Origin of the sequence: Helicobacter valdiviensis (assembly GCF_003245365.1) — a bacterium.
GTDB classification, from domain to species: domain Bacteria; phylum Campylobacterota; class Campylobacteria; order Campylobacterales; family Helicobacteraceae; genus Helicobacter_D; species Helicobacter_D valdiviensis.
Genome location: NZ_NBIU01000042.1, coordinates 1 through 12,562 on the forward strand (window position 1 = coordinate 1; position 12,562 = coordinate 12,562).

Sequence of the window (12,562 nt, forward strand, 5' to 3'; positions counted from 1 at the left end):
CAGTATCATAAAAATATTTATTTCTACCATTAAGCCTCCTTAAAGCCTTTAAAAGACAATAAAAACTGCTTAAAACACATTAGAATTTTATCATTTAACTTTTAAGATTACTTTAAAAATAAAATATGATTTATTTTTTATATTTTTGTTTAATTTGTCATTGTAAGGAGCAAGACAACGAAGCAAGCTAATGTTATTGCGGAACCTCTTTAAACTCTAGCATTCTAATGATGTTACAAAAACTTTTCCCTTTCCATTGCAAAATTTCATAAAAAGCTGTGACAATCTAATTTTACTTGATTTTTTGTCATCACAAGGCGATGTAATAGCCGTGGCAATCCATAAGGAGCAATCAAGTGTCCTAAGGCAACTGCACTTCGCTCACAATGATAATATAAATGATTACTCTATCACCTTACTCCCCATAATAACAAAAGAAAGCACCTGACAATAATACAAGCCATTTACCATATTAGAGCAAAATATGACAAAGACAAGAAAGAATTGCCACAAGGCTTAACAAGCTCTCAAGGTAATAAATAAAATATTATCGCAAGTAGCAAAGCAACAAAATAATCCATATTTTTTATAAAACTTCCATTAAACCACTTTATTATTAATCATTTGGGTTTATTTTGTAGCCTCTTTACGCATTTTCTCCCATTCTTCCCAGCTACTTGGCTGTTTGCTTTGGATTTTATAAAGAGTTTCTCCTAAATCCTTATGTCCTACATGTTTATGGCAACTTGTGCATTTTAAAGTATCTTGACTATCCTTTAAACTAAGATATTGTGCATGCATTTTATTAACATTCTTTTTTTCTCCCTCTTTGGTTTCAAAAAGATTCTGATGGCATTTTAAACACGAACTATCAAAAGTATAATTAGCCCTTGCATGCTCTCTATTACCTAACCAATCCTTTTTGCTTGGATCACCCGTTAGTGTCGTATATCCTTCACTAATGCCATTTTTAGCTTTAGTAATCATATAATTTACAAAGCTATCATGTGGCAAATGGCAATCTGTGCAACTTGCTTGAACTCCTTTGGGGTTTGCTGCTCCATGCACATTATCTTTTAAATTAGTTTTTGCTATCTCTCCATCCCATGCATGACAACTCCCGCAAAATGGATATTCTCCTGTAACTTTAACTGCTTTATAACCTCCATAGGTTACCACAAGAGTAATAATAAAGGTTGCTATAATTGTTAAAAATATAATCTTTTTCATGGTTTATCTCGCTATTAATTGTTGCATACTCTCTTGCCCGTGGCAAGTAGCACAAAGATTTTTAGAATTTTTAGAGGTAATCTCTCCTTGATGACTTTGATGACACACATCACAAGCCAATTCCTTAAAATGCGGACTTTTATGCACATTATTGTTGTGCCCTAATCCCCCTGTATATTCTGCTAGCTTTTCATAACTACCATGGCATTTTTGACAACTCTTTCCCATAGCACTTGAATAGTCCTTAGGATCTTTTTCTAAATGGCAATCTGTGCAACTTAAATTTAATTTTTTATGCTTCCCATAAAGAGGAAAATTTTTCTCTGAAAAATCTTTTACCACTTCTCCTTTGGAATTACGCAAAGAAAATTCCTCTTCACTCACTTCTTTAAAGCCATTTTCATTTGCATATAAATTTAATACAAACAATAAAACAATTGCTAAAAATCTCATAACACACTCCTTGCTTTATTGTAGTTTTTAGCCAATTTCTCTCCTGCAATTTTCCCATACACAAGACAATCAAGCACCGCACAGCTCCCTAAGCGATTATATCCATGTCTTCCACCTGTTAGCTCTCCACAAGCATAAAGTTTTTTTACAATTTTTAAATCATTATCATAAACTTCACATTTAGTGTTAGTTTTTACCCCTCCCATACAATGATGCACTTTGGGTCCTGGGCGTGCTGCAAAAAATGGTGGTTTTAAAACCTTAATAAATTGCCCTTTAAAATCAGAAAAATTTCTGCCAAATTCTGGATCTACATAATTTTCATTTTTAGAAGCTTCTTCTACATATTCATTATAACGCTTTAACTGCTCCAAAAAAGGTTCTTTATTGATTTTATAATATGCAATTAACTCATCTAGCGTTTCAAATTGCTTCACAGCTCCTGCTAAAATTCCTCTTTGCAAATCTGCAAATTTAACGGTTTTTGCCCCATCTATATCCATAATAACCACTGGTGGAGTTTCATTATTTTGTGCTGTAACTTTTAAAATCGCATCTGAACCTACTTTTCTATCAGCAATTTCATTAAAAAATCTCAATCCTGTAACTGGATTGACTGCAATCCCATAAACATAAGCTTGAGTAATAAAGCGATACCCAAAACCAAATCCACCCTCATCAAAGCTTGTTACATGCATACTTTGAATATATTGCATATCTACAAATTTAATTCCATCTTTTAAAAGCATATTGGCTGTATATCCCGTAGCACCTTGCTGGTTTGTCGTTTTAAAATCCTTAGTTAAACTTGGATCAAATTGTGCTCTAAAGCGATAATCTGCACCCCAACCTCCTGTGGCTAAAATAAGACCACCATATATTCTATAAAATTTAACTTGTCCGCTTTTGTTATCTTTTTCATCAAAATCTTTATCAAAGTTAAATTGATATTTTTCTCTTACTTTAATTCCTATTACTTCATTAGAATCGTTATAAATAATTCCATCTAAAATCACTCTTGTTCTAATCTTGCCACCCTCTTGCAAAATCTTCTCTTGCAAAGGACGCGTGATATAAGCACCTACACCTGGTGATAAGCTTCTAGGAACAGAATGTCCTCCACTTCTTGTTAAAGCACTAAATTTCACACCATTATTAATAAGCCATTCTAGTGTAGTTGCAGACTGTCTTACCATAATATCTACCAATTCTCTATCATTTAAATGATGGCCACTTTTTAAAATATCTTGTGTGAATTTCTCAATAGAATCTTCTACACCTTCATCACGCTGAAAGCTAGAATTAGCCACAGCAATCTTACCGCCACTATAAACGCTATTTCCACCTAAAAATGGCATTTTTTCTATCATAAGCACATTACTTAATTTATAATCTAATAGACTAAGCATAGCAGCAGAACCTGCAAATCCGCTCCCTACCACAACCGCATCAAATTCCTCATCCCATTTTGGAACTTCATTTTGATAAATTTTAGCTACCAAATTATAAGGAACACTTAATACTCCCACACATCCAAGCAATAACTTAAGAGTTTTTCTACGCTCTTCTTTTTGCATAATTCCTCCCTTTTAAAAAAATAACAAACCCTAAAATTATCATTAATTTTTCTGTATATATTAAGAAATATGAAGTAAAATTTATGTATTTTAAAGTAAATTATAATGTTCTTTTGAGAACTATGCTAGTCTATTCTTTTTTTTATTAAATATTCATTAACTAAATTATGATAAGGAATTTTTATTTTTATTTTCTACAAGAAAGTGTGTTATAAAGAGACAATATTCTATATTAAAGCAAAAGGCTAGTTTAAAACTAGCTCTTCTACTCTTTTGCCATATTCACTATCCGCCTTTTTAAAATGCTCAATTTGGCGTTTTTTAATTTCTAGTGGAACTCCTTCCATTGCCTCTTTAATGTTTTGACAAAGTGCTTCTTTTTGTTCTTTATTCATAAGGCGATATAAATCTCCTGCTTGGCTATAATAATCACTATCTTCTCTATGATTAAATCTATCCACAATAGCTTCTTGCAAATAAAGAGGTGGCTCACCTGCATTTTTATCTTCCTTATAATCTTCAAAAATACTAGGTTCATAATTTCTAGCATCTCCATAAAAACCTTGTTGCATATAACCATCGCGGTGAGTGTTATTTACCTTAGAAGCCTTAGGGGAATTTACAGGAAGTTGATAGTGATTAACACCTAGACGATAGCGTTGTGTATCTCCATAGCTAAAAAGTCTGCCTTGCAACATTTTATCAGGACTAAAACCAATTCCAGAAACTACATTTGCAGGATTAAAAGCGGCTTGTTCTACTTCTGCAAAATAATTTTGTGGATTTCTATTAAGCTCTAAAATTCCAACTTCAATTAATGGATAATCTTTATGACTCCAAGTTTTTGTCAAATCAAAAGGGTTAATTTTATAAGTTTTGGCTTCTTCTTCGCTCATAATCTGCACACAAAATCTCCATTTTGGATAATTCCCCTTTTCTATATTTTCATACAAATCTCTTTGGTGGCTTTCTCTATCTTTTGCAATAATTTCTTCAGCCTCTTTATTGGTTAAATTATGAATTCCTTGCATAGATTTAAAGTGAAATTTCACCCAAAAACGCTCATTTTTTGCATTAATAAAACTAAAAGTATGGCTACCAAATCCATGCATTTCACGATAACTTCTTGGTATTCCTCTATCACTCATTAAAATCGTTACTTGATGAAGAGATTCAGGGTGTAAGCTCCAAAAATCCCAAGCTGCAGTATTGCTGCGTAAATTTGTTTTTGGATCTCTTTTTTGCGTATGGATAAAATCAGGAAATTTAATCGCATCACGGATAAAAAATACTGGTGTGTTATTCCCTACAATATCCCAATTTCCCTCTTGTGTGTAAAACTTCACAGCAAAACCCCTTACATCGCGTTCAGCATCTGCTGCACCTCTCTCACCTGCCACCGTAGAAAATCTTACAAATGCTTCTGTCTTTTTACCAACTTGTGAGAAAATATCTGCTTTTGTATATTTTGTAATATCATTTGTGATAGTTAAAGTTCCATAGGCTGCACTACCCTTTGCATGCACTACACGCTCTGGAATTCTCTCTCTATCAAAATGTGCTAATTTTTCTAAAAGCCAAGCATCTTGTAAAAGCGTAGGTCCTCTTTTATCAATAGTAATGGAGTTTTGATTATCATAAATAGGTGCACCTTGTGCAGTTGTAAACTTAGAACTCATGTTATATCCTTTCAGTATTGAATTTCATTTAAAATGATAGCATTTTTTTATTAAAAGAAAATTATTATTTATTAGTATTTTTTATTTTAAAATAGATAAAAATATCCAAAAAGATTATAGCACTTATTTATGATTAAGTATATAAATAGCACGCTTTAGAGAGATGTCCAATAGACTTTCTTTGTGAAGTTTTCAAATACTTTCTGTAATTTTCTATCAAGATAATGAAAAATATTTTAAAAAATTTATGTATAATATTGTAACAAATTTTAGGAGATTACTTGAAAATATTCTTCAAATCTTTTCTTTTATTGATGGTTATTTTTTTGCTTTTAGGTTGCGAAAAAGAAGATATCAACACCAAACAAGCCCTCCTTTTAATCACTCAAGAAGTCTATATCAATTTTCCCAAAAATGACAATCAAGAACTTAAGCCTTTTTTTGATGATTTAAATAAACATTTAGAACTTTTAAATATTGCTTATCAATTTTATGCTAACGAAGTTTTAGGACAAAAAGAGGCTTTCCCTCTAAAATCCTACTTCCAATACAACTTGAAGATTGTAGCCTTTTTACGCCCTATCACCCTCCCAAATACTCTCCATCTTGAAACCAAAAATGTTAAAATGTGGGAACATTTTTTTAAAGGATTGGATGAACTAACAAAAGCCCTTATTTCTAAAGGAGATTTTAGACAAACCTACTTTTTAAACACTCTTGATATTTTTGCTAAAGGAGTATATATAGAAACTCCACAAATTGAATACTTACAAGCTTATCTTGGCACACTGCTTCTTTATAAACAAGATGCTATTCCCTCTCTACAAAAACAAATCAATGATGAGGCAAATACACTCTTAAACAAAAATAAAGAACTCTTGCTTTCTGCCAATTATAATTATTTTAAAAAGGCTTTTAGTTTCATTAAAGATAATGCCAAAGAAAATCTCTACAATCCACTTCAAAACAGCAGATACATTCCTTTTGTAAGCGAATTAGCATTTTTATTTTTAGGGATAATGTTCTTGTCTTTAGGAATTTTAAAATTTAAAAAAATACCAAACACACAAAATAACAACCAACAATACACAAAAAACCTTACTTCCCCTCATTTATTACAAACCAAATCCACAAAACAACTTTTAAAATCCTATTTTGCTTCACTAATGCTTTTAATTTTTAATTTATTTATTATGGTAGTAGGCTTTAAACTAAAAACTTCAGACATCTTTGCACAAGTTTTATTGGGTTATTTTCTTCTCTTTTCTAGCGGAATTTATCTTTTGAGTCTAGATTGGCTAAACAAAAAAGATTAGAAGATTTTAATTTGTATTTAAATGATAAGCTAATTTTCAAGCAATTTGCTTTCTTGTTTCCAATTTGTTTTTTTAAAGCTTAATATATTCTTAAAATATTTTTAGATAGAATTCGCTTTAATTTTTTGTATTTATAAGGATAAAAATGAGGTGTGTTAGATTTGCTTTTTTGGTTGTTTTATGCTCTCTTTTTGCATTTTCTGCACCCCCTACACTTCCACAAAGCCCAACAATCCCAACGGTTGATTTAACCTTAAGCGCACCCACAGAACCTGGAGATCTTGTAACCACACTGAATATTGTTGTGGTTTTAACCTTACTTGTCTTAGCACCCTCCCTAATTTTAATGGCTACAAGCTTTGCTAGAATCCTTATTGTTTTTTCTTTCTTGCGCACCGCAATGGGAACACAACAATCCCCGCCTACACAACTTCTAGTTTCTTTTGCTTTGATACTAACAATGTTTATTATGGAACCTGTAGCAAAAGAAGGCTACGAAAAGGGTATTAAACCCTACATTGCAAAAGAGATTCCCTATGATGAAGCATTTTTACGCACTGCTAAGCCTTTTAAAGATTTTATGATTAGAAACACACGCCCAAAAGACTTAGCCCTTTTTTATCGCATTAGAGGATTAGAAAATCCACAAACTGTTGATGATGTTCCTCTTACAATTGTTTTACCTGCTTTTATTATCAGTGAGATGAAAACTGCATTCCAAATAGGTTTTTTGCTATATTTGCCTTTTTTAGTAATTGATATGGTAATTAGTTCTATTTTAATGGCTATGGGAATGATGATGTTACCTCCCACTATGATTTCACTACCTTTTAAGATATTAATTTTTGTCTTGGTAGATGGTTTTAATCTTTTAACAATGAATTTGGTAGAAAGTTTTAGATGAGCGAGTGTGAATACTATGGAATTTGTGGCGGTTGTGCCCCCAAAATAGAATCCAACTTAGAAGCAAAAATAAAAAATGCAAGTGAGCTTTTAGGACTTCAGATATTTGAAGTTTTTAGTCTTGAGAGTAGAGGTTTTAGGGCAAGATGTGAGCTTGGAATTTTTCATGAAAATTCTAAACTTTATCTTACAATGAGAAAGGGCAAGGATTTTATTAAAATAACACATTGCCCAAATCTTCTACCTTCTATTCAAAACACTTTAAAAGAACTTATATTTATTTTAAACCAACAAGAATTTAGCAATTTTGCTCACAAGCTCTTCGCATTAGAAATCCTCTCCACACAAAATCAAGAAACACTCATTACCTTAATCTACCATAAATCTCTAACAAAAGATTGGGAAAAGATGGCATTAAAATTAAAAAATACTCTTGAAGCCTCTCTGCCTTTAACTTTTCATATTATAGGGCGTTCTAAAGGCATAAAATTAGCAGTAAAACAAGATTTTATTATAGAAAAACTAGAAATTTTAAACAAAACTTATTTTTACCGCTATGATGAAGGAGCTTTCACACAACCTAATCCAAAAATTAATGAAAAAATGATTGAATGGGTTTTACACAATATAAAAGAAAGCAAGGGGGATTTGCTTGAGATGTATTGTGGTTGTGGAAATTTCACTCTCCCGCTTTCACAAAAATTTTCTAAAGTGCTTGCCACAGAAATTTCTAAAACCTCCATTAAAGCAGCTAAATTTGCCACGCAAACCAATCAAATTTCTAATATCTATTTTGTGCGTTTGAGTGGCTTAGAATGTATAGAAGCTATCAATAAAACAAGGGAGTTTAAGCGTTTAAGAGAAATTGATTTAGAAAATTTTAACTTCCAAAGTGTTTTAGTAGATCCACCAAGAGCAGGTTTGGGAGAGAATGTGTGTAAATTTTTATCTCAATTTAACCAAATCATTTATATTTCTTGCAATATTGCAAGCTTAAAAGAGGACTTAGAAATTTTACAAAAAACTCACAAAATTCAAAAGTTTGCCTTTTTTGATCAGTTTCCAAATACCCACCACATTGAAAGCGGTGTAATTTTAAACAAAATTTCTTAAACCATCCAAGTTAATAAGTTTTGATGAAAATTTTATTTACACTTTGTTATACTTAGAGCTTTTATTGCTTTATTTAAGAGGATTTCAATGGAAGAAACAATCAATCTAATAGCAAAATATGGTTATATTTTATTGTTTTTATATTCTTTAGGTGGCGGGTTTGTCGCACTGGTAGCTGCTAGCGTGCTAAGTAGCATGGGAAAAATGGATATTTATTTAAGCTTAAGCGTGGCAATCGTTGCAAATTTTTTAGGAGATACATTGCTTTTTTATCTTACAAGATACCAAAAAAAAGAAATGATGCCCTATCTTAGCAAACACAAAAGAAAATTAGCCTATACACAACTTTTAATGCGTCGCTATGGCTCTATTATTTTAATTATCCAAAAATACATTTATGGCTTTAAAACCCTTGTTCCTATCGGCATTGCACTTACAAACTATAATTTTAACCATTTTAGTATTTATAATTTTATAGGTGCAGTTCTTTGGGGGCTTAGCATAGGTATTGGAAGTTATTTTTTAAGTGATTTTTTCCAAAACGCTATTGGCTATTTTGCAAATTATCCTTATTTAGCCCCTCTTATACTCTTTGTTTTGCTCTTAATCCTTTGGATTGCTCTAAGCAAAGCAACTACAAAAAAATTTAATAAGAATCTAGGAAAATAATGCAAACAAAAATACAAAACCTCATCCAAAAAAAAGCTCTTATTTTAGATGGAGCAATGGGAACACAAATCCAAAAATACGATATAAAAGATTGGGGAATTAATAAAAAGGGCGAAAGTCTAGCAGGTTGCTCTGAAAGCTTACTTTTAAGCCATCCACAAATTATCAAAGAAATCCATAATGAATATTTAAAAGCGGGTGCAAACTGCATAAAAACAAACACTTTTGGTGCTATGCCTTGGGTTTTAGCAGAATATGGCTTAGAAAATGAAGCAAGAAATCTTTCTTTTTTAGGTGTTAAATTAGTAAAAGATTGCATAAAAGCTCACATTCCCTTAGAAAATCAAAAAGATGCACTTTTTTGCGTAGCTTCTCTAGGGCCTGGGACAAAACTTCCAAGCCTAGGACATATTGACTATGATAGCATGTATCAAGGCTATTGTGAATGTATAAAAGGTTTTAAAGAAGCAGGTGCGGATATTATCTTGCTAGAAACCGCACAAGATCCTTTACAAATCAAAACCGCTCTTCATGCTTGTTTAGATATTGCAAGTGAAATTCCTATTATGGTTTCTGCCACGATTGAAACTAATGGTTCTATGCTGATAGGAACAGATATCACAACACTTTTTAGCATTTTAGAACCCTTCCCTATTCTTTCTTTGGGACTTAATTGTGGATTAGGCCCTGATTTAGCACGCTCACATTTATTGGATTTAAGCAAAGTAACTAAATTTCCAATTTCTGTGCATACCAATGCTGGACTTCCACAAAATAGAGGTGGAATTACCTACTATCCGATGGAAGCAGAAGAATTTTCTAGTTTGCAAAAAGAATTTTTAGAGATTAATGGAGTCTGCTTTTTAGGCGGTTGCTGTGGAACCACACCCAAACATATTGAACTTTTGGTGCAAAAAACAAAAAACATCACCCCCAAACCCTTACAAAGCAACTACAATCCTAGCGTTGCTTCTTTGTTTGGCTCTTATGAGCTTAGCCAAAACCCAGCACCCTTACTAATAGGTGAACGCTCCAATGCCACAGGTTCCAAAGCTTTTAGGGAATTGCTTTTAAAAGAGGATTATGAAGGAGCGCTAGGAGTAGGATTATCACAAGTGCAAAGTGGCGCACATTGTCTAGATGTTAGCGTAGCTTTTGCAGGACGCAATGAAGATAAAGATATGCAAGAACTTATTTCTTTATATGCTAGCAAAATTTCCTTGCCCCTCATGCCAGATTCCACACAAGTTAATGCACTAGAAATCGCACTAAAACTCATAGGCTCACGCCCAATTATTAATTCTGCAAACTTAGAAGATGGTATAGAAAAGTTTGATAAAATCGCACGACTTGCCAAACGCTTTGGAACTGCACTTGTATGTCTTACCATAGATGAAAAAGGAATGTGTAAGGATAAAACTTCTAAAGTTGAATGCGCTAAAAGAATGATGGAGCGTGCCACAAAAGTGCATAATTTAAGGGAAGAGGATATTATTTTCGATCCACTTACTTTCACAATCGGAAGTGGAGATGAAGATTATTTTGATGCAGGTATCCAAACACTAGAAGCTATCAAAGCCTTAAGAGAAATCTACCCAAAAGCTGGAAGTGTTTTAGGACTTTCAAACATTTCTTTTGGACTCAGTAAAGAAGGACGAATCTGTCTAAACTCTGTCTTTTTACACCATGCAATAAATTATGGACTAAGTGCTGCTATTGTAAATGTAGCCCATTTAATCCCCTATTCTAAAATGGATAAAGAAGATATAAAAGCTTGTGAAGAACTTATTTTTAATCATCAAAAAAGCAAAGACCCTCTTTATAATTTCATCAAACATTTTGAAAATAAAACCAATCTTGATTTTAAGCAAGAAGAACAAGAAAATCTAAGCACCAAAGAAAAAATAGCAAAATATTTAATTGATGGAAATCTTATCAAAATGCTAGATTTATTACCAAGTGCTAAAGATGAAATCCATCCTGAAATTATCATCAATGAAATTTTAATTGATGCAATGAAAATCGTTGGGGATAGGTTTGGTGCTGGAGAAATGCAACTACCCTTTGTGCTTCAAAGTGCAGAAGTAATGAAAAAAAGCGTAGATTACCTCAATGAATTTTTACCCAAAAAACAAAGCGAACACAAAACTACTATTGTAATAGGCACGGTAAAAGGCGATGTGCATGATGTCGGAAAAAATCTAGTGGATATTATTCTAACCAACAATGGATTTAATGTAATTAATATAGGTATTAAAGCAGAGCTTGAAAAATTTTTAAGCGTGATTAATTCTCAAAAAGTAGATTGTATAGGTATGAGTGGTTTGCTTGTAAAATCAACTCTTGTAATGAAAGAAAATCTAGAAGAACTTAAACGCTTAGGTATAAAAATCCCTATTATGTTAGGAGGAGCAGCACTCAATCGCGATTTTGTAGAAGAATATTGCAAGCCTAATTATGATGGTATTATTTTTTATTGCAAAGATGCATTTGATAGTGTTGCTGCTATGCAAATTATCCAAAAGGGTGATTTTAGCGATTTAACCTTGCCTAGTCAAAAAGGCAAAAACAACAATCTAAAAACACAAAGACAAGAGGCAAGATTGCAAAATAAGCTTAAAAATTCCCTAGAAGCTAAAGACAATCTCATAAAACCCACAAAAAGCACACTAGAATTTAGCTACACAAAACACACTCCTCCTTTTTTTGGCAAAAAGATTCTAGAACTTAGCAAAGAGCAAATAGAGGAAGTTTTCTCCTATTTGGATAAAGATTTACTTTTTAAACACCGCTGGGGATATAGTAAATTCAAAAAAGATGAATACCAAAAACTTAAACAAAATGAACTAGAACCTATGCTAGAATCTTTTAAAAAAGAATTGATAGAAAATGAGATTTTTAAACCTATTGTAATGTATGGATACTACCACACACGCACCAAAACTCCACAAAATGCAGAAGATGGATTAATTTTAGAAGTAAGCGAATTTGAAGATTTTAAACAAAGTGTTTCATTTTTATTTCCACGCTCCTCTAAAGAGCCTTTTTTATGCCTTGGAGACTATTTTAATCCTAAGGGCGATGTATGTGCTTTTCATCTTGTTTCTTGCGGACTTAATTTTAGCTCCTATGAAGAACAGCTTTACAAAGATGCACAATACCACAAATACTATCTTTTGCACGCACTCATTATGGATTTAGCAGAAGCCTTAGCAGATTTTATACATAATCGCGTAAGATTAGATCTAAATATAGACAACAAATGCGGACAACGCTATTCTTTTGGTTATCCTGCTTGTCCTGATCTCTCTTTAAGCGAGCATCTCTTTACTCTCTTTAACCCACAAGAACTCGGTATTCATCTTAGCGAAACCTACCAAATGACACCTGAAGCAACAACCTCTGCACTCATTACTTTTTATAAAGATGCCACCTATTTTGCAATTTAATCTAAGGTGGCTACTTTTTAAATTCCTTAAATACTTACACAATATTCATCAAATTATAACACCACTTTTCAACTTAAAGTCATTTTATGCTTAAAATCAAAGTGCCACTTTCTCCACTTTGATTTCTAACACAAATATTCTTCTTTTGCTTTTATTTTTCTTTCACTTTAAAA

At 32.3% G+C, this 12,562-nt stretch carries 9 protein-coding genes; 5 read left to right on the plus strand and 4 right to left on the minus strand.

The genetic code is table 11. From position 1 onward, the window contains the following. Positions 1-630 precede the first annotated feature (630 nt). The 4 genes from B6S12_RS09645 to B6S12_RS09660 form a co-directional block, all read right to left on the minus strand. Entirely contained in the window at positions 631-1,230 is a 600-nt protein-coding gene (locus B6S12_RS09645) for a cytochrome c3 family protein (RefSeq protein WP_111230580.1), read from the minus strand. A gap of 3 nt (positions 1,231-1,233) precedes the next feature. Beyond that, the gene (locus tag B6S12_RS09650; RefSeq protein ID WP_111230581.1) at positions 1,234-1,683 is read right to left on the minus strand and encodes a cytochrome c3 family protein; all 450 of its coding nucleotides are present in this window, start codon (positions 1,681-1,683) and stop codon (positions 1,234-1,236) included. Further along, complete coding sequence (locus B6S12_RS09655; protein ID WP_111230582.1) at positions 1,680-3,260, minus strand: flavocytochrome c; 1,581 nt, start codon at positions 3,258-3,260, stop codon at positions 1,680-1,682. The genes B6S12_RS09650 and B6S12_RS09655 overlap by 4 nt, the downstream gene beginning before the upstream one ends. A 245-nt stretch (positions 3,261-3,505) precedes the next feature. Continuing rightward, positions 3,506-4,939 (minus strand): catalase, encoded by a 1,434-nt coding sequence (locus B6S12_RS09660; RefSeq protein ID WP_111230583.1) that lies wholly within the window; start codon positions 4,937-4,939, stop codon positions 3,506-3,508. Positions 4,940-5,253: 314 nt separating this feature from the next. Here B6S12_RS09660 and B6S12_RS09665 point away from each other — a divergent pair, with 314 nt between their 5' ends. The 5 genes from B6S12_RS09665 to B6S12_RS09685 all read left to right on the plus strand — a co-directional run bounded on the left by B6S12_RS09665 (position 5,254) and on the right by B6S12_RS09685 (position 12,389). Beyond that, positions 5,254-6,255, plus strand: coding sequence for a hypothetical protein (locus B6S12_RS09665; protein WP_181451030.1), 1,002 nt, complete (start codon positions 5,254-5,256; stop codon positions 6,253-6,255). Between the two features lie 145 nt (positions 6,256-6,400). Next, positions 6,401-7,159: a flagellar type III secretion system pore protein FliP gene (gene fliP / locus B6S12_RS09670; protein ID WP_111230585.1), complete on the plus strand. Its 759-nt coding sequence runs from the start codon at positions 6,401-6,403 to the stop codon at positions 7,157-7,159. Next, positions 7,156-8,271: a tRNA (uridine(54)-C5)-methyltransferase TrmA gene (gene trmA, locus B6S12_RS09675; protein ID WP_111230586.1), complete on the plus strand. Its 1,116-nt coding sequence runs from the start codon at positions 7,156-7,158 to the stop codon at positions 8,269-8,271. The genes fliP and trmA overlap by 4 nt, the downstream gene beginning before the upstream one ends. 87 nt (positions 8,272-8,358) lie before the next feature. Then, entirely contained in the window at positions 8,359-8,940 is a 582-nt protein-coding gene (locus tag B6S12_RS09680; protein ID WP_111230587.1) for a DedA family protein, read from the plus strand. Next, a complete protein-coding gene (locus tag B6S12_RS09685; protein ID WP_111230588.1) occupies positions 8,940-12,389 on the plus strand; it encodes a methionine synthase in 3,450 nt (1,149 codons plus the stop codon). The genes B6S12_RS09680 and B6S12_RS09685 overlap by 1 nt, the downstream gene beginning before the upstream one ends. Positions 12,390-12,562: the final 173 nt, after the last annotated feature.

Bases quoted from the DNA above. Each gene is read 5' to 3' on its own strand.
- fliP (WP_111230585.1), top strand. From the start codon at position 6,401: ATGAGGTGTGTTAGATTTGCTTTTTTGGTTGTTTTATGCTCTCTTTTT.
- B6S12_RS09685 (WP_111230588.1), top strand. From the start codon at position 8,940: ATGCAAACAAAAATACAAAACCTCATCCAAAAAAAAGCTCTTATTTTA.
- trmA (WP_111230586.1), top strand. From the start codon at position 7,156: ATGAGCGAGTGTGAATACTATGGAATTTGTGGCGGTTGTGCCCCCAAA.
- B6S12_RS09645 (WP_111230580.1), bottom strand. From the start codon at position 1,230: ATGAAAAAGATTATATTTTTAACAATTATAGCAACCTTTATTATTACT.
- B6S12_RS09660 (WP_111230583.1), bottom strand. From the start codon at position 4,939: ATGAGTTCTAAGTTTACAACTGCACAAGGTGCACCTATTTATGATAAT.
- B6S12_RS09665 (WP_181451030.1), top strand. From the start codon at position 5,254: ATGGTTATTTTTTTGCTTTTAGGTTGCGAAAAAGAAGATATCAACACC.
- B6S12_RS09650 (WP_111230581.1), bottom strand. From the start codon at position 1,683: ATGAGATTTTTAGCAATTGTTTTATTGTTTGTATTAAATTTATATGCA.
- B6S12_RS09680 (WP_111230587.1), top strand. From the start codon at position 8,359: ATGGAAGAAACAATCAATCTAATAGCAAAATATGGTTATATTTTATTG.
- B6S12_RS09655 (WP_111230582.1), bottom strand. From the start codon at position 3,260: ATGCAAAAAGAAGAGCGTAGAAAAACTCTTAAGTTATTGCTTGGATGT.